This window comes from Geodermatophilus sp. SYSU D00703, assembly GCF_054050155.1.
In genome coordinates, this window is the sequence record NZ_JBJGYU010000047.1 from 1 (window position 1) to 16,672 (window position 16,672).

The window sequence follows — 16,672 nt, forward strand, 5'->3', positions numbered from 1 at the left end:
GCCGCGCAAGGTCGACTACCACCCGCTGGCGGTGCCGGTGCCCTACTACCACTCCAACGTCGACTCCGACGAGGTCATGTTCTACGTCGCCGGCGACTACGAGGCGCGCAAGGGCTCGGGCATCGGGCGGGGCTCGATCAGCCTGCACCCCGGCGGGCACAGCCACGGCCCGCAGCCGGGCGCGGTCGAGAACTCCCTGGGCGCCGAGTACTTCGACGAGCTCGCCGTCATGGTCGACACCTTCCGGCCACTCGGCCTCGGCGAGGCCGGCACCGCCGCCGACGACGGGAAGTACGCCTGGACCTGGTCCGGGGGCCGCGGGCGGGAACGGGCGGAGGTGCAGCGATGACCACCCTCACCGTTCCCGCCGACTCGCCGTTCGGTGTGCACAACCTGCCCTACGGCGTCTTCTCGTTGCGCGGCTCCGCGCCCCGGGTCGGCACCCGGCTGGGCGACTCGGTGATCGACCTCGCCGTCCTGCTGGACGACGAGGTGTTCGCCCGGCCGAGCCTGAACGCGTTCATGGCGCAGGGGTACGACCGGTGGGTCGCGGTGCGCCGGGAGATCGCCGAGCGGGTGACGGGTGAGGTGGCCGACGGGGCGGTGCACGCCCTCGAGTCGGTCACCCTCCATCTACCGGTCGAGGTCGCCGACTACGTCGACTTCTACGCCTCCGAGCACCACGCGGCCAACCTCGGGCGACTGTTCCGGCCGGACGACCCCGACCCGCTGGTGCCCAACTGGAAGCACCTGCCCGTGGGCTACCACGGCCGGGCGAGCTCCATCGTCGTCTCGGGCACCGACGTCGTCCGTCCGTGCGGCCAGCGCAAGGGCGAGGACGACCCCGCGCCGGTGTTCGGCGCGTCGGTCCGGCTGGACATCGAGGCCGAGCTCGGCTTCGTCGTCGGCACCGGGTCGGCGATGGGGGAGACCGTCCCGGTCGAGGAGGCCGAGCGGCACGTCTTCGGCGTCGTCCTCTTCAACGACTGGTCGGCACGCGACATCCAGGCGTGGGAGTACGTCCCGCTCGGCCCCAACCTCGGCAAGTCGTTCGCCTCGACGATCTCGCCGTGGGTGGTGCCGCTGCTGGCGCTGCAGCCGGCCAAGGTAGCGACTCCGCGGCAGGACCCCGAGCCGCTGCCGTACCTGGCGATGGAGTCCTCGTGGGGGCTGGACGTCGACCTGTCGGTGCAGTGGAACGGGCAGGAGGTCAGCCGCCCGCCCTACCGGGAGATGTACTGGTCCCCGGCGCAGATGCTCGCCCACCTGACGGTGAACGGCGCCCCCACGCGCACCGGCGACGTCTTCGCCTCCGGGACCATCTCCGGCCCGGCGAAGGACACCCGCGGCGCCTTCATCGAGCTCACCTGGGGCGGAGCCGAGCCGGTCACCGTCGCGGGGCAGCGCCGGACCTTCCTCGAGGACGGCGACGAGGTGGTCCTCACCGCGACGGCGCCGGGTCCGGACGGCACGCGGCTGGGGTTCGGCGAGGCCCGGGGGCGGATCCTGCCCGCGCGGTGGAGCCCCCGTGCACCGCGCTGACACCCCGGCACCGGACGGTCCCGCGCCGGCCGGGGAGGGCGAGCGCCGGCGGATCGCCGCGGAGCTGGCGGCCGGGGACCACGCCGTCCGCGCGCTCAGCGTCGAGGTCACCGCCGTCGGGGAGGGGAGTGCCGTGGTCGAGCTCGCCCTGGGGCGGGACCACACGAACGGGCTGGGCCTGGCCCACGGCGGTGTGGTCTTCCTGGTCGCCGACACCGCCATGGCCTACGCCTCGATCCGGCCGGGGAGCGGTGCCGCCGTCACGACGGGCGCCGACGTCGTCTTCTCGAAGCCCGCCACGCTCGGGAGCCGCCTGGTCGCCGAGAGCCGGTGCGTGCACCGGCAGGGGCGGCGGGAGGTGCACGACGTCCGGGTCACAGACGACGACGGCGTCGTCGCCCTCGTCCGCGGGCAGATGGTGCAGCGCGAAGCCGCCGCGGGTCCCGCAGGCGGGCCGGACCCGGGCTGACCCGCGGCCGCCCGCCGCCGGACCCCGGACCGGGCCGACCGGCGGCCTGGTCAGACCTGCGGGCGCAGCGCGCCCAGCGCGGGGGAGGACCGGACCGCGACCGCGAGGTCGACCAGCGCCGCCCCGTGTCCGGCGGCGAGGGCGGCGCTGTCGTCGGTCAGGGTGCTGCGGTCGACGTAGCCGGAGTGGTCGAGGTAGAGCCCGGGGGCGAGCACCTGGACGGCGAAGAACCCGGCCAGCACGTCCCGGAGGTCGTTGACGGCCAGGAAGTGGTGCCCGCTGGCACCGGTCAGGACGACGGCGGCCGCCTTGCCCTGCAGGGGAGCGCGGGTCTCTCCCCACTTCCCGCGTTCCGTGCTCTCGAGCACGCCCTTGAGCAGGGCGCTGTAGGTGGCCCGGTAGACCGGACTGCCGAACACGACGGCGTCGGCGGCCTCGACGGCCTCGACGACCTCGGGCAGTGCGGCCCGGCTGAGCTCGAGCAGCTCGGTGCCGGCGCCCCTCTCCGCAGCCCCGGCGAGGACGCCGGCGACCGCCGTCGTCGTCCGCCCGCCGGCCTCCGGCCCTCCGGCCAGTCCGAGGATCGTCGTCATCCGCCCTCCCGCATCGGTGCTGGGGTGTCCGTCCGGTCGACCGGTGGGGTCGATCCGCACCGGGTCAGTCGGCCGCCGCGTCCAGCCAGAACGCGTCGACCAGCCGGTCGACGACGTCCTGCATCTGCTGCAGGGCCTCGGGGATGCGGGCCCGCCCGAAGCGGTAGCGGGGCCCGTTCAGGGTCAGGATCGCCACCATGGTGCCCGACGAGTCCCGCACCGGCCGCGACAGCGAGATCAGCTCCTGCTCGAGCTCGTTGTCGATGATCCCGAAGCCCTGCTCGCGGACCTGCTCGAGTTCCCGCAGCAGCGCGGCCCGGTCCGTGATGGTGTGCTCGGTGTAGGCCTCGAGCTTCTCCGGGAGCAGCGCGAGCACCTTCTCCCTCGGCATCTCGGCCAGCAGCACCTTCCCGGAGGAGCTCGCGTGCAGCGGGTACTGCTGGCCGACCATGTGGTGGGCCATGCGGCTGGTGATGCCGACGACGTGCGGACCGGCGGCCTCGGCGACCAGGTCGAGGCCGTCGTGGGGGTTCGGCACCGACAGGGTCACCGACTCGTTGACCTTGTCCGCCAGCTCCTGCAGCAGCGGCTGCGCCCGGGCCACCAGTCCCGCGTAGGGGTCGGCGTGCCGGCCGAGCCGGGCCAGCTCCCAGCCCAGGATGTAGTTGTTCTCCACCCGGTCGACGAGCCCGGTCCGCTCGAGGCTGTAGAGCAGGCGGAAGGCGGTGGGACGGGAGATGCCCACCGCCTTCGCCAGCTTGGTCACCGTCGCGCCCGAGCGCGGTTGCGCGGCCAGTTCACGGAGGAGCCGGACCGCCTTCGTCACCGACTTGTTGGCCATGTCCGCCGGTTCGGCTGCTTCGCTCATGCCGTCCTTCCACTGCTCGGTGTGCACGGGGCCAGCGGCCGTGTGCGCCGCCGTCCCGCCCGAGCCTAGCCGCCCCGCGTTCAGATAGTGGACACCAGCGCGGCTGTGCGGTCGCCCGCGGCGGGCGCGGCCCCCGTCAGGTCGCGGCGCCGACGGGAGCAGCGGTGCGGGCGCGCCCGGGCGCGAGTTCCCGGGTGATCTCGCGGGCGGCGCGCAGCGCGGTCTCGACGGCGCCGTCGATGAAGCCGGCCCACAGGTTGGCGATGTCGCTGCCGGCGAAGTGCAGGACCCCCTCGGGGGCCTGCTGTGCGGCCAGGTACCGGGTGACCTGGTTCGGGCGGTTCATCAGCCACGTCTCCCGCGAGTACGGGTCGTCCATCCAGTCGTGGCCCGTGACCTCGACGACCTCGAGGTCGTCCCGCCACACGGTCAGTGCCCGCTGGACGGCGTCGCGGTCGTTCGGGTCCAGCCGCGACGAGTCGGCGCCGAAACCCACCAGGACCATGTCGTCGTCGCCGACGTACTCGGTGCGCACCACCGACAGGCGTTCGCTCGCCCTGGAGTACGCGAAGAACGGCGTCACCGAGCCGCGCACCCGGATCCAGACCTTGGTGCCCCGCGAGGCCGTCTTCTCCCGGCTCGCGGCCAGCTTGCCCTCGTTCAGCGGCGGGGAGACGTCGAGGTCACCGAGGATGTTCTGCGGGAGCGTGAGCACCACCCGCCGCGCCGCGAGGACCCCGCCGTCGGCCAGGTGCACGCGGGCGCCGTCGCCGTCGTGCTCGATGCGCCGGACCACCGTGCCCGTGCGGACCTCCGCGCGGGTGTCGGCGGCGATCGCCGCCACCAGCGCCTGCGTGCCCCCGGCGAGCCGGAAGACGGCGGAGGCCTCGTGCATCAGGTGCCAGGAGCCCGCCGTGGCCGCCGTCCACCGCAGCGCCGAGGTGTAGGCGCCGTCGGCGAGCGGGGCGTTGAAGTGCCCGACCCAGGCGGCCTCGTTGGCGCGGTACTCCTCGACGCCCAGCTGCAGCTCGTCGAGCTTCTCCTGCACGCTGTACCGGTCGGCCTCGGCGAGCTCCGGCGACGCGGTGGGGTCGTCCGGGCGCGGGATGTACCGCATCGTGTCGGCCAGCAGCCGGCGCATCCCGGGGTCGATCAGCTGCATGAACTCGGCGAGCGTCCCGCGCCGCACCTCGTCCCCGGCGACCCAGTAGGCCTCCTCCGGGCGCGGGCCGCGGGTCACCTCCAGCCCGTAGCGGGTGACCTCGGCCCACGCGTGCGGCTGGACCCAGTGCAGCCAGTTCCCCCCGATCTCGAGGTCGCGACCGAGCCGGTGGTCGGTCCACACCCGGCCGCCGAGCCGCTCGCGCGCCTCCAGCACGACCACGCTCAGGCCGGCCCGGGACAGCTCCCGGGCGGTGACCAGCCCCGCCACGCCGCCGCCGACGACGACGACGTCGGCCTCCTTGTCGATACCGTCTGCCATCGCCTGCTCCTCGCCGTCCCGTGGCCGGTGGGGTGGCATCCCGGCCTGTCGTAACGTTCGTTGTCTGAACGCGCTGTTCAGATTCTCACTGTGCGCCGCCCGTCACACCCGTGTCAAGACGCCGACGGACAGGCGCCCGGCAGTTCTGCGGCGCCACGGCGCGCACCTGGACTCCGGCGCCCCGCACGGCGTGCCGGCTGAGCACGGGACGAGATCCGCCCAGCGCGGCCGACGTCGGCGCGCGACCCGTGCCCGCTACCCCACTGGGTACCCCGCTGAGCAGCGCTTTCGCCGACAGCCCCGCGGAGCGGAGGGTGCCGGCGACAGCTCCCGGCGGCGCGGGGGAGCAGGCGGACGGGGCGACCGTGCACTGCGGCGCCCGGTGCGTCCGCCGACACGGGCGGGCTCGGGCGCTCCGAGGGGTGGCGTGGATCCGCTCTTGACGTGGCCGTGAGGCCGCTGTCACACTTTGGTCGCGGCGTTCATATGTTGAACGAACGGGGCTGCTACACCGCCGGTGCCGGCAGGACGCGCCAGTACTGCACCACCGACCACCCGCCCACACGCACGGCGACCCCGCGTCGCCGGGTCGCCGTCCGCACCGCGAAGACGACGGCCGATCCCCCTAGGAGCGAACTGGTGACAACGGACGACAGGTCTGTCGGGAAGACCCACCGGGACCCGGCAGCGAAGCGGCGTTTCCTGATCAGGCTGACCGCCGTCCTCTGCGGCGGGATGTTCATCGACGGCTACATCCTCGGGATCATCGGGACGGTGATCGGCACGATCACCACCGACCTGCAGTTCTCGGTGCTCTGGGAGGGCCTGGTCGCGGCGGCCGCGCTGCTCGGCATCTTCATCGGGTCGCCGATCGGCGGCTGGCTGTCCGACAGTTTCGGCCGCAAGCCGCTGTTCATGGCCGACATGGCGCTGTTCCTCATCGCCTCGGCCGCGCAGTTCTTCGTCGACTCCGCCTGGCAGCTGTTCCTGGTGCGGCTGCTGATGGGCGTCGCGATCGGCGCCGAGTACTCAGTGGGCTGGCCGCTGATGTCGGAGTTCGCCCCCGCCCGCGTGCGAGGACGGCTGCTGGCCCTGAGCGAGGTCGCCTGGTACGTCGGCTTCATGGTCGCGTTCATCGTCGGCTACGTGCTGACCACCACGACCGACGTGGGCTGGAGGGTCATCCTCGGCACCAGCACGATCATCGCGATCGCCCTGATCATCGCCCGGATCGGCCTGCCCGAGTCGCCGCGGTGGCTGTGGAACCAGGGCCGCACTGCCGAGGCCCACGCGATCGCGCACGAGTACCTGGAGAACCCCGCCGACATCACCGACGTCGAGCACGAGGACACCCGCAAGGGCAGTTTCGGGATGCTCTTCTCACCGCAGTACTGGCGGGCCACGACCTTCATCTCGGTGTTCTGGTTCTGCGCCGTCACGCCGTACTTCGCGATCGCGACCTTCGCCGCCAGCGTGCTCGAGAGCTACGGCCTCGGTGACGGGCTGGCCGGGGCGGTCGGGCTCACCGCGCTCGCCGCCCTCGGCGTCGTGCTCTCGACGGCTCTGGTCGACAAGATCGGCCGCCGTCCGCTGACCGTCCCGCCGCAGTGGCTGTGCGCCCTGGTCCTCGCGGTCATCGGCCTGTGGGCCGGTGCGCCGGCGGCGGTCGTGCTGGTCTGCTTCCTCGTCTTCTCCTTCTTCAACGCGGGGTACACGGCGCTGACCGGCGTCTACCCGAGCGAGGTCCTGCCGACCGAGATCCGCGGGCTGGGCACGGGCTTCGCGTGCTCCGTCAGCCGGATCGGGGCCGCTGCGGGCACCTTCCTGCTGCCCTGGTCCATGGACAACATCGGGACCGGACCGACCATGCTGATCGCCGCCGGCATCTGCGCCGTCGGCGCCGGGGTCTCGCAGGTCCTGGCTCCCGAGACCAAGGGGAAGCTCCTCAGCGAGACCTCCGCCGGACACCAGAAGGCCCTGGTCGGTCACTGAGCGCACTCCTGATCCGCGCGGGGCGCCCGCACGACGACGCCGTCACCGCGGGCGCCCCCCTGATCGACCCCATCGCGAGCCTTCGCGCAGAACAAGGAGCCAGCGACATGTCGACGATCTTCGACGCCCTCACCGCCCTCACCAACGGGGGCATGGTCCTCGTCGTCGACGACGAGGACCGCGAGAACGAGGGCGACCTCATCATGGCCGCCGAGTACGCGAGCACCGACGCGGTCGCGTTCTTCCTGGAGCACACCTCCGGCTTCCTCTGCGTCGCCATCGAGGAGGCCCGCGCCGACGCCCTCGGCCTCGGGCTGATGGTCCCGGACAACACCGAGGCCCACCGGACGGCGTTCCTGGTCAGCGTCGACCACCGGCACGGGACGACGAGCGGCATCAGCGCCGGCGACCGCGCTGCCACCGTCCGCGCGCTGGCCGACCCGGCCCTCGACCCCGCCGACCTCGCGCGGCCCGGGCACGTGATGCCGCTGCTCGCCCGGCCCGGCGGCGTCCTCGAGCGCCCCGGGCACACCGAGGCCGGGGTCGACCTGTGCCGCATGGCGGGGCTGAGCGGTGCGGCGCTGCTCTGCGAGATCGTCACCCCCGACCGGCGGGACATGATGCGCCGCGACGACCTCGCGCAGCTGGCCACGGAGCACGGGATCCCGATGATCACGATCGCGGACCTGCGCGCGTGGCGCGAGCGGGCGGAGGGCGCCGTGACCCGCGCCGGCCGCGCCTCGCTGCCGACCGAGGTGGGGGAGTTCGAGGCGATCGCCTACTCCTCGCCGCGCGAGGACGTCGAGCACCTGGCGCTGGTCAGGGGCGACGTCCGCGCTGCCGACGCCCCGCTGGTCCGCGTGCACAGCGAGTGCCTCACCGGGGACCTCGCCGGGTCCCTGCGCTGTGACTGCGGCAGCCAGTTCCGGTCGGCGCTCAGCGCGATCGCCGACGCCGGCGCGGGGGTGCTGATCTACCTCCGCGGGCACGAGGGCCGCGGCATCGGGCTCGGGCACAAGCTGCGCGCCTACGAGCTCCAGCAGCACGAGGGCCTCGACACCGTCGACGCCAACGTCAGCCTCGGCCTGCCCGTGGACAGCCGGGACTACCGCGCCGCCGGCGAGATCCTCGACGACCTCGGCGTGGACAGCGTGCGGCTGATGACGAACAACCCCGACAAGGCACGGGCACTGACCGACCACGGCATCACCGTCACCGAGCGGGTCGCCCACGAGTCGCTGCCCAATCCCTACAACTGGGCGTACCTGGCCGCCAAGCGCGACCGCATGGGTCACACCCTGCAGCGCCTCGGCTGACCCGCCGCCGACCTGTCCCGCAGCAGCGGTCGCCGGCGCGCACCGCGCCGTCCGGCCGTCGCGGACCAGCCACACCCGTCACAGCTCGACCCGTGTCGGGCACAGCGAAGGGAACTCCCATGTCACTGCCAAGGACGATGGCCGCCGTCCTCCTCACGGGCCACGGCGGGCTGGAGGAGCTCGAGTACCGGACCGACGTACCGGTTCCCCGCCCCGAGAAGGGCGAGGTGCTCATCCAGGTCGCCGCCGCGGGGATCAACAACACGGACGTGAACACGCGGATCGGGTGGTACTCGAAGGCGGTCACCGACGAGACCGGGAACGGCGGAGCAGCGGGCTTCGAGTCCGTCGACGACGTCGACGCCACGTGGTCGGGCACGGCTCTCGAGTTCCCGCGCATCCAGGGTGCCGACGTCTGCGGCCGCATCGTGGACGTGGGTGAGGGGGTCTCCCGCGACCGCATCGGCGAACGGGTCCTCGTCCGCACCATGCTGCGCACTCCGGTGGACCACCGGCCCTTCGAGTGCTGGACCTTCGGCAGCGAGTGCGACGGCGGGTTCGCGCAGTTCACCGTCGCTCCCTCCCGAGAGACGTACGCCGTGCGCAGCGACTGGAGCGACGAGGAGCTCGCGGCCGTGCCGTGCGCCTACTCCACGGCCGAGAACATGCTGCACCGGGCCGCGGTGGGGGCGGAGCGGGTGCTCGTGACGGGCGCCTCCGGAGGAGTGGGACTCGCCGCCGTCCAACTCGCCGAGCGCCGGGGCGCGACGGTCATCGCCGTGTGCTCGGCCTCGAAGGCCCCCGACGTGCTGGCCCAGGGCGCTGATCGGACCGTCGATCGCGGCGAGGACCTGGTCCACACCCTCGGCAGGGCCTCCGTCGACGTGGTGGTCGATCTCGTCGGCGGCCCGCAGTTCTCGCAGTTGCTCGACCTGTTGCGGCCCGGTGGCCGGTACGCCATCGCGGGCGCCATCGGCGGACCGATCGCGGAGATCGACCTGCGGACGCTGTACCTCAGGGACCTCTCGCTCTTCGGCTGCACGTTCCAGGAGGACGAGGTCTTCGAGAACCTGGTCGGCTACGTCGAACGTGGGGAGATCCGGCCGGTCGTCTCCCGCACCTACCCCCTCGCGGAGATCGCCGCCGCGCAGGAGGCCTTCCTGTCGAAGCAGCACACCGGGAAGTTGGTGCTCGTCCCACCCGGTCCGGCTGCCTGACCCCCCACCACGTCCGTCAGTCCACCGATGGGAGCAGAGGTCCGTGAAGATCTCGAAGATCGAGCTGTACACCACCGAACTGCCGTACTCGGGCGGGGTCTACCGGCTCTCGGCCGGCCGGACGTACGAGGCGTTCGACGCCTCGATCGTCCGCATCACCTGCGACGACGGCACCGAGGGCTGGGGGGAGAGCACGCCGTTCGGGTCGACCTACATCGCCGCCCACCCGCTCGGCACGCGCGCCGGCATCGCCGAGCTGGCGCCGGCGCTGCTGGGACGGGACCCCCGTCAGACGGACCGGATCGCCGACCTGATGGACAGCACCCTGGTCGGTCACAACTCCGCCAAGACGGCCCTCGACGTCGCCTGCTGGGACGCGTTCGGCAGGTCCGTGGGCCTCCCGGTGTGCGAGCTCCTGGGTGGCTCCACGGAGACGCCGATGCCGATGATCTCCTCGGTCCACGCGGGTGATCCGGAGGAGATGCGCGCCCGCGTGGCCGACCACCGCGCCAGGGGGTACCGGGGGCACTCGATCAAGATCGGCGCGCTCGACAGCGAGGGCGGGCCCTCCCTCGACGCCGAGCGCATCACCGCGTGCCTGGCCGACCGGGGCCCGGGTGAGTTCTTCCTGGTCGACGCCAACGGCGGGCTCCTCCCGGAGACGGCCCTGCGCCTGGTCGCGCTGCTGCCCCCCGGGCTCGACTTCGTCCTCGAGGCGCCCTGCGCCACATGGCGCGAGACGATGTCGCTCCGCCGCAGGTGCCCGTACCCGATCATGGTCGACGAGCTGGTCCAGCTCGACGAGGACGTCGCGCTGGTCGCGGCGCAGGACCTGGCCGACGGGATCGGCCTGAAGATCTCCAAGGCCGGCGGGCTGACCGCGGGCCGCCGCCACAGGGACGTCGCCCGCGCCGCCGGACTCACCGTCAGCGTGCAGGACACCGTCGGGTCGGCCATCGCCTTCGCCGCGATCGTCCACCTGGGTGCGACCGTCCCCGAGCGGCTGCTCCGCTGCATCCTCAACTGCGCGGACATGGTGTCGCTCACGACCGCGCGCGTCGACGCGCGGTTCGCCGACGGCGGGGTCCTCCCGGCCGGCTCGCCCGGGCTGGGGCTCACCGTCGACGAGGCCGTCCTCGGCGAGCCGGACCTGATCTGGGGCGACTGACCAGCGACTCCCGACGCCGCGAGCCGGCGGCCGGGCGGGCCCTGCCCCCGCACGTCCGGCCGCCGAGCTCCGTGCCGACCCCCGCTCGGTTCACCGCGACACCTCCGACCCTCCGTCGCCGGGCGGTCGCGCACGCCCGCTCGCGCGGGCCGGATCACCCGGCCGCGGAGGCGGAGGAGCACCCGGGGGGTGTGTTGACGGCCACACCTCTCCTCTCTACAGTTGTGTTCATCACATGGACGCCGTGTTCATTCTTTGAACGGAGCAAGGACATGACCCACCGCATGCGACTGTTCGCCTTCGACTTCCAGGGGCCGGCCCACCTGTCGGCGGGCCTCTGGCGGCACGAGCGGGACCAGGGGTACCGGTACAAGGACCTGCGGTACTGGACCGACTACGCGAGGCTGCTCGAGCAGGCCCGCTTCGACGGGATCTTCTTCGCCGACAACGTCGGGTACCACGACGTCTACGAGGGCAACGCCGACGCGGCCCTGGCCGACGCGGCGCAGATCCCGGCGAACGACCCCCTGCTCGCGGTGTCCGGGATGGCCGCCGTCACCGAGCACCTGTGCTTCGGCGTGACCGGGTCGACGTCCTACGAGCACCCCTACGCCCTCGCCCGCCGGTTCAGCACCCTCGACCACCTGACCAACGGGCGGGTGGGCTGGAACCTGGTCACCTCCTACTCAGACAGCGCCGCGCGCAACCTCGGCACGGGCCAGCAGGTGCCGCACGACGAGCGCTACGACATGGCCGCCGAGTACCTCGAGGTCTGCTACAAGCTGTGGGAGGGGTCCTGGGAGGACGGCGCGGTCGTCCGCGACCGGGCCGACGGCGCCTACGCCGACCCCCGCCGGGTGCACGACATCGACCACCACGGCAAGTACTTCACCGTCCCCGGCTTCCACCTGTGCGAGCCCTCGCCGCAGCGCACCCCGGTGATCTTCCAGGCCGGCGGCTCCTCCAAGGGGCAGCAGCTCGCGGCCGCCAGCGCCGAGGCGGTCTTCGTCAACGCCGTGTCCATCCCCGCCCTCAAGCGGCAGGTCGACAAGGTGCGCAGCCTCGCCGGGGAGACCGGGCGCGACCCGCAGAACGTGAAGGTGCTGCAGATGCTCAACGTCGTCTGCGCCCCCACCGACGAGGCCGCCCACGCCAGGTACGAGGAGTACCGGAAGCTGGTGAGCTACTCCGGGGCGATGGCCCGCTACAGCGGCTGGACCGGCCTGGACATGTCCCAGTTCGACCCGGACGTGCCCCTCAAGCACGTGAAGACCAACGCCGGGCAGACCATGGTCGACCTGTTCTCGAAGATGGACCCCGACAAGGAGTGGACCCCCCGCGACATCGCCGAGTTCGTCGGCATCGGCGGCACCGGTCCCACCATCGTCGGATCCCCGAGCACGGTCGCCGACGAGCTGACCCGGTGGATGGACGAGACCGGCATCGACGGCTACAACCTCGGCCACGCCGTGAAGTACCAGGACATCGCCGACTTCGCCGAGCTCGTCGTCCCCGAGTTGCAGCGCCGCGGGTCGATGTGGACCGAGTACGAGGGCTCCACCCTCCGCGAGAAGCTCTACGGCCCGGGCGCCGTCCGACTGCGCGACGACCACCCCGGCCGCCGCTTCGCCACCCCCGCCGTCGGCGCCGCGCGCTGACCCCCAGCCCACCCCGTCTCCCGCCCCGCTCCCCGCCGACCAGCCGTGGGGGGCGGGCGGGAGCGATCCCCGGAGGGATCCCCGATGCAGACCACCGAACTCCACGACGTCGCGACCGCCCTGCGCACCGCCCGCGCCACCGGGCAGCCGATCCCGGCGCCGACCAAGACCTGGCCCGCCCTGGACGCCGACGCCGGCTTCGAGGTCCAGAGGATCAACGTCGACGACGCCGTCGCCTCCGGGGACCGCGTCGTCGGGTACAAGCTCGGCAACATCGCCACGGTCATGCAGGACGCCTTCGGCCTCGACCAGCCCGACTACGGGTACCTGCTGGCCAGCACGTTCGTCTACGAGGGCACCACGCTCGCGCGGGAGCGGTTCATCGAGCCGTTCGTCGAGCTCGAGCCGGCCTTCGTCCTGCGCAGCCGGCTCGGCGGGCCCCACACCACCGTCGCCGACGTGGTCAACGCGATCGAGTACGCGGTGCCGGCGATCGAGGTCATCGACTCGCGCGTCCAGAACTGGGCGATCGACCTGCCGGACACCCTGGCGGACAACGGGTCCACCGGGGCGGTCCTCCTGGGCGGGACCCCGCGGCGGATCACCGACCTCACCCTGCGCGACACCCGCGGCACCCTGCACTTCAACGGGCGCGAGGTCATCGCCGGGAACACCGGCAACATCCTCGGCAACCCCCTCTCCGCCGTCGCCTGGCTGTGCAACCGGCTCGCCGCCTACGACGTCGAGTTCGCCCCCGGGCAGGTGATCCTCCCGGGCAGCTGCCTGCAGGCGGTCCCCATGGACCGGGCCGGGCGCTGGTCCGGCACGTTCGAGGGCTGGGGGACCGTCGCGTTCGACGTCTCCTCCGATCCGCGGTGACCGGTCTGCTGACGCACGAGGGGGAGCCGGCGCCCGAGCCGGCCGCGGCGACGTCAGCGGGCGAGCCGCACCCCTCGGACGACGACCGGCACCGCCTCTCGATGACCGTCCTGATGACGCCGGACATGTCCAACTTCGCCGGCAACGTGCACGGCGGCATCCTGCTGAAGTACCTGGGCCAGGTGGCCTACACCTGCGCCACCCGCTATGCCCGCACCTACGCCGTCACGCTCTCGGTGGACCAGGTCGTCTTCCGCGAGCCCATCCACGTCGGCGAGCTGGTGACCTTCGCGGCCAGCGTCAACCGCACCGGCCGCACGTCGATGGAGGTCGGCGTGCGGGTGACCACCCAGGACCTGGTGCGCCAGACGGTCCGGCACACGAACAGCTGTTACTTCACGATGGTCGCCCTCGGGCCGGAGGGCAGGCCCGTCCCGGTCCCGCCCTGGCAGCCGCGGACCCCCGAGGAGCGACGCCGCCACCTCGCCGCGGCGCGCAGCAGCCGGCTGCGGCGCGACGCCGACCGGGTCCGGGCGGAGATCGAGCAGGCCGCGCACTCCGACGAGCCGACCCGGTCCTGACGAGGACGTCGGACGCCGCGCTGGGGGCCGCCGTCCCGAGCGGCTGCGGGCCGGCCCCCGACCTTCCGCTCCCGAGACCGGCCGGGCGCACATCGGCCCTTGACCCGTGACCGCTGTCACGTTAGTGTCGTTCACCTGATGAACGGAGCGTTCATCAAATGAACGGAAAACAGCGTACGACGAAGCGGCCCCGGCTCTGCGCAGCCGCGGTGGACCGCCTCCCGCGATCGACTGGAGCCAGCCCATGAGCAACCTGACCGCACCCATCAGCCCCGAGCACTACCGCAAGGTGATGGGACGCCTGCCCACCGGGGTGGTGGCGATCACGGGGATCGACGACGACGGGAACGAGCTCGGGTTCATCGTGGGCTCGTTCCACTCGCTGTCGCTCGAGCCGCCGATCGTCACCTTCAGCGTCGGGCACACGTCCTCGACCTGGCCGAGGATCCGCCGCCGGCAGGTCTTCACCGCCAACGTGCTCTCCAGCACGCAGGTCGCCGCCTGCCGAGCGCTGGCCGGCAAGGGGCCGGGGAAGTTCGACTCGGTCGAGTACAGCCCCGGCCCGCTGGGCGCCCCGCGGCTGCGGGACTCCATCGCCTGGATCGACTGCACCGTCCAGGCCGAGGTCCTCGTCGGCGACCACTTCATGGTGATCGGGACCGTCGGGGCCATGGAGTCCGCGGACGGCGAGCCCCTGCTCTTCCAGGCCGGCCAGTTCGGCACCTACACGTCGCTCGTCCCCGAGCCGAGCCCCGCACGGACAGGAGCCTGAGATGGAGAAGACCCGCACCGAGTTCGTCCTCGACGCCTGGCGTGCCGCCTGGGGGGACGGGGAGGTGGAGTCCTTCGAGAAGATCCTCGCGCCCGGCTACGTGCGCCACACCAAGTCCGGCGACGAGGACGTCGACGCGCTGCGCCAGGCGATCGCCGACTCCCGCGCGGCCTTCCCCGACCTCGTCACCGAGATCCTGCAGAGCGTCGAGTCCGACGACCTGGTCGCGATCCGCTGGAGCAGCCACGGCACCCACACCGGCTCCTTCATGGGGGTGCCCTCCACGGAGCGGACGGTCACCGTCTACGGCGCGAGCTTCTGTCGGTTCGAGGACGGGCTCCTGGCCGAGGAGTGGGTCGTGTGGGACCCGCGAGAGCTGCTCAGCGCCATGAGCATCTGGACGGTGGGCGGGGGGACCCCGTGACCGACGACCAGCCCGTGTTCTGCACCCCCTGGAGGAAGCCCCGATGACCGACGTCCTGAGCATCGACCCCCGCACCGGCGAGGCCGTCGAGGTCGTCGTGCCGATGACCACCCCGGAGGAGGGCGACCGGCTGTGCGCGGCCGCCCTCGCCGCCGCCCCCGGGCTCGACGCGCTCGGCCGCACGGGCCGGGCGTCGCTGCTGCGGGCGCTGGCCGACGCGTTGGAGACCCGGCGGGACGACGTCGTCGCCGTGGCCGACCGGGAGACCGCTCTCGGCCCGACGCGGCTGAACGGCGAGCTGACCCGGACCTGCTACCAGCTGCGGCTGTTCGCCGAGGTGCTGGAGGAGGGCAGCTACCTCGAGGCGGCCATCGACCACGCCGGCGACAGCCCGATGGGCCCGCGCCCCGACCTGCGCCGCATGCTCGTGCCGATCGGCCCGGTCGCCGTGTTCGGCTCCAGCAACTTCCCACTGGCCTTCTCCGTGCCCGGCGGGGACACCGCCTCGGCGCTCGCGGCCGGCTGCCCGGTCGTCGTCAAGGCGCACAGCTCCCACCCGGCGACGTCACAGCTGGTCTTCGACGTGCTGGACGAGGCGGCGCGCAAGGCCGGGGCGCCCGACGGCACGCTGGGCATCGTGTACGGCCAGCAGGCCGGTGCCCACCTGGTCGCCCACCCCGCCATCCGCGCGGTCGGCTTCACCGGGTCGGTGACCGGGGGCCGGGCCCTCCTGCAGGTCATCGAGCAGCGCCCCGACCCGATCCCGTTCTACGGCGAGCTCAGCAGCCTCAACCCCGTCGTCGTCACCCCGTCGGCGGCCGCCGAGCGCGGCGAGCAGATCGGCCGCGAGCTGGTCGGTTCGTTCACCCTCGGTGCCGGCCAGTTCTGCACCAAGCCCGGTCTGGCCTTCGTCCCGGCCGGCCGGGACGGCGACCGCGTCGTCGACGCGATGGCCGAGGCGATCCGGGGGAGCGGTGCCCAGGTGCTGCTCAACCAGGGCATCGCCACCTCCTACGGCCGCATCTCCGACGGCCTGGCCGCGGCGCCCGGCGTCGAGGAGGTCGCCCGCGGCGAGGACCCCTCCGGCCCCGGCTTCACGGCCGTGCCCCGGCTGCTGGCCACCTCGGCCGCCGACCTGCCCACCGAGGTCACCGAGGAGTGCTTCGGCCCGGTCAGCGTGGTCGCCCGCTACGACGGCGAGAAGGAGCTGTTCCCGGCCCTGGACGCGATGCCGTCGTCGTTGACCGCCACCGTGCTGCGCGGGCAGGGCGAGACCGAGCTGCCCCTGGCGGTCTCCCAGCAGCTGCGCAGCCGCGCCGGCCGCCTGGTGTACGACGCCTACCCGACCGGCGTGGCCGTCTCCTGGGCCCAGCACCACGGCGGACCCTGGCCCTCGACCAACTCCCAGCACACCTCCGTGGGCACCACGGCGATCCGGCGCTTCCTGCGCCCGGTCACCTGGCAGGGCGCCCCGCAGGAGGTCCTGCCCGAGGAGCTCACCGACGGCTACTCCGGCATCCCGCGGCGGGTCGACGGGACGCTCGAGCTGCTCGAGCTGCCCCGCTGAGGTCCCGGCCGCCGGCGGGGCCTCCCGGCAACGAGGTCGGGGGCCGTTCCGCAGTCAGCCGGGACGGCCCCTGGCGCGTTGCCGCAGCGGACCGGCCCGGACCCCCGGTCACGCCCGCGTCGCGTCGAGGAGCTGCAGCAGGT

General features: G+C 73.0%; 16 protein-coding genes. 13 read left to right on the forward strand and 3 right to left on the reverse strand.

Annotated elements, in window-relative coordinates; genetic code table 11:
• The 3 genes from ACI782_RS24480 to ACI782_RS24490 all read left to right on the forward strand — a co-directional run.
• On the forward strand, positions 1-349 hold a 349-nt coding region (locus ACI782_RS24480), incomplete at its 5' end, for a homogentisate 1,2-dioxygenase domain-containing protein (protein ID WP_456912721.1).
• Positions 346-1,542: a fumarylacetoacetase gene (gene fahA / locus ACI782_RS24485; RefSeq protein ID WP_456912722.1), complete on the forward strand. Its 1,197-nt coding sequence runs from the start codon at positions 346-348 to the stop codon at positions 1,540-1,542. The genes ACI782_RS24480 and fahA, both read left to right, overlap by 4 nt.
• Positions 1,529-2,011 carry a PaaI family thioesterase gene (locus ACI782_RS24490; RefSeq protein ID WP_456912723.1) on the forward strand — a complete coding sequence of 161 codons (483 nt, stop codon included), beginning with the start codon at positions 1,529-1,531 and terminating at the stop codon, positions 2,009-2,011. The genes fahA and ACI782_RS24490 overlap by 14 nt, the downstream gene beginning before the upstream one ends.
• Before the next feature lie 50 nt (positions 2,012-2,061).
• Here the strand turns inward: ACI782_RS24490 and ACI782_RS24495 are convergent, their stop codons facing one another.
• The 3 genes from ACI782_RS24495 to ACI782_RS24505 form a co-directional block, all read right to left on the reverse strand.
• The gene (locus tag ACI782_RS24495) at positions 2,062-2,604 is read right to left on the reverse strand and encodes an NAD(P)H-dependent oxidoreductase (protein ID WP_456912724.1); all 543 of its coding nucleotides are present in this window, start codon (positions 2,602-2,604) and stop codon (positions 2,062-2,064) included.
• A gap of 64 nt (positions 2,605-2,668) precedes the next feature.
• Positions 2,669-3,472 carry an IclR family transcriptional regulator gene (locus ACI782_RS24500; RefSeq protein ID WP_456912725.1) on the reverse strand — a complete coding sequence of 268 codons (804 nt, stop codon included), beginning with the start codon at positions 3,470-3,472 and terminating at the stop codon, positions 2,669-2,671.
• A 136-nt stretch (positions 3,473-3,608) separates the two neighbouring features.
• Complete coding sequence (locus ACI782_RS24505; protein WP_456912726.1) at positions 3,609-4,955, reverse strand: flavin monoamine oxidase family protein; 1,347 nt, start codon at positions 4,953-4,955, stop codon at positions 3,609-3,611.
• A 639-nt stretch (positions 4,956-5,594) separates the two neighbouring features.
• Between ACI782_RS24505 and ACI782_RS24510 the strand changes: the two genes are divergently transcribed.
• The 10 genes from ACI782_RS24510 (at position 5,595) to ACI782_RS24555 (ending at position 16,529) form a co-directional block, all read left to right on the forward strand.
• The gene (locus ACI782_RS24510) at positions 5,595-6,947 is read left to right on the forward strand and encodes an MFS transporter (protein ID WP_456912727.1); all 1,353 of its coding nucleotides are present in this window, start codon (positions 5,595-5,597) and stop codon (positions 6,945-6,947) included.
• Between the two features lie 107 nt (positions 6,948-7,054).
• Positions 7,055-8,263: a GTP cyclohydrolase II gene (gene ribA, locus ACI782_RS24515; protein ID WP_456912728.1), complete on the forward strand. Its 1,209-nt coding sequence runs from the start codon at positions 7,055-7,057 to the stop codon at positions 8,261-8,263.
• A 119-nt stretch (positions 8,264-8,382) separates the two neighbouring features.
• Complete coding sequence (locus ACI782_RS24520; protein WP_456912729.1) at positions 8,383-9,480, forward strand: alcohol dehydrogenase family protein; 1,098 nt, start codon at positions 8,383-8,385, stop codon at positions 9,478-9,480.
• A gap of 43 nt (positions 9,481-9,523) precedes the next feature.
• Positions 9,524-10,648 carry a mandelate racemase/muconate lactonizing enzyme family protein gene (locus ACI782_RS24525; RefSeq protein WP_456912730.1) on the forward strand — a complete coding sequence of 375 codons (1,125 nt, stop codon included), beginning with the start codon at positions 9,524-9,526 and terminating at the stop codon, positions 10,646-10,648.
• A gap of 272 nt (positions 10,649-10,920) precedes the next feature.
• Entirely contained in the window at positions 10,921-12,306 is a 1,386-nt protein-coding gene (locus ACI782_RS24530; protein ID WP_456912731.1) for an LLM class flavin-dependent oxidoreductase, read from the forward strand.
• Positions 12,307-12,390: 84 nt separating this feature from the next.
• A complete protein-coding gene (locus tag ACI782_RS24535) occupies positions 12,391-13,185 on the forward strand; it encodes a 2-keto-4-pentenoate hydratase (protein ID WP_456912732.1) in 795 nt (264 codons plus the stop codon).
• Complete coding sequence (locus ACI782_RS24540) at positions 13,182-13,766, forward strand: acyl-CoA thioesterase (RefSeq protein ID WP_456912733.1); 585 nt, start codon at positions 13,182-13,184, stop codon at positions 13,764-13,766. Before ACI782_RS24535 ends, ACI782_RS24540 begins: the two co-directional genes overlap by 4 nt.
• Positions 13,767-14,010: 244 nt before the next feature.
• Complete coding sequence (locus ACI782_RS24545; RefSeq protein WP_456912734.1) at positions 14,011-14,538, forward strand: flavin reductase family protein; 528 nt, start codon at positions 14,011-14,013, stop codon at positions 14,536-14,538.
• A gap of 1 nt (position 14,539) precedes the next feature.
• Positions 14,540-14,962, forward strand: coding sequence for an ester cyclase (locus ACI782_RS24550; protein WP_456912735.1), 423 nt, complete (start codon positions 14,540-14,542; stop codon positions 14,960-14,962).
• 43 nt (positions 14,963-15,005) lie between these two features.
• Positions 15,006-16,529 carry an aldehyde dehydrogenase (NADP(+)) gene (locus ACI782_RS24555; RefSeq protein ID WP_456912736.1) on the forward strand — a complete coding sequence of 508 codons (1,524 nt, stop codon included), beginning with the start codon at positions 15,006-15,008 and terminating at the stop codon, positions 16,527-16,529.
• The last annotated feature ends 143 nt before the right edge of the window (positions 16,530-16,672 follow it).

Bases quoted from the DNA above. Each gene is read 5' to 3' on its own strand.
- fahA (WP_456912722.1), top strand. From the start codon at position 346: ATGACCACCCTCACCGTTCCCGCCGACTCGCCGTTCGGTGTGCACAAC.
- ACI782_RS24495 (WP_456912724.1), bottom strand. From the start codon at position 2,604: ATGACGACGATCCTCGGACTGGCCGGAGGGCCGGAGGCCGGCGGGCGG.
- ACI782_RS24500 (WP_456912725.1), bottom strand. From the start codon at position 3,472: ATGAGCGAAGCAGCCGAACCGGCGGACATGGCCAACAAGTCGGTGACG.
- ACI782_RS24505 (WP_456912726.1), bottom strand. From the start codon at position 4,955: ATGGCAGACGGTATCGACAAGGAGGCCGACGTCGTCGTCGTCGGCGGC.
- ribA (WP_456912728.1), top strand. From the start codon at position 7,055: ATGTCGACGATCTTCGACGCCCTCACCGCCCTCACCAACGGGGGCATG.
- ACI782_RS24520 (WP_456912729.1), top strand. From the start codon at position 8,383: ATGTCACTGCCAAGGACGATGGCCGCCGTCCTCCTCACGGGCCACGGC.
- ACI782_RS24530 (WP_456912731.1), top strand. From the start codon at position 10,921: ATGACCCACCGCATGCGACTGTTCGCCTTCGACTTCCAGGGGCCGGCC.
- ACI782_RS24535 (WP_456912732.1), top strand. From the start codon at position 12,391: ATGCAGACCACCGAACTCCACGACGTCGCGACCGCCCTGCGCACCGCC.
- ACI782_RS24545 (WP_456912734.1), top strand. From the start codon at position 14,011: ATGAGCAACCTGACCGCACCCATCAGCCCCGAGCACTACCGCAAGGTG.
- ACI782_RS24550 (WP_456912735.1), top strand. From the start codon at position 14,540: ATGGAGAAGACCCGCACCGAGTTCGTCCTCGACGCCTGGCGTGCCGCC.
- ACI782_RS24555 (WP_456912736.1), top strand. From the start codon at position 15,006: ATGACCGACGTCCTGAGCATCGACCCCCGCACCGGCGAGGCCGTCGAG.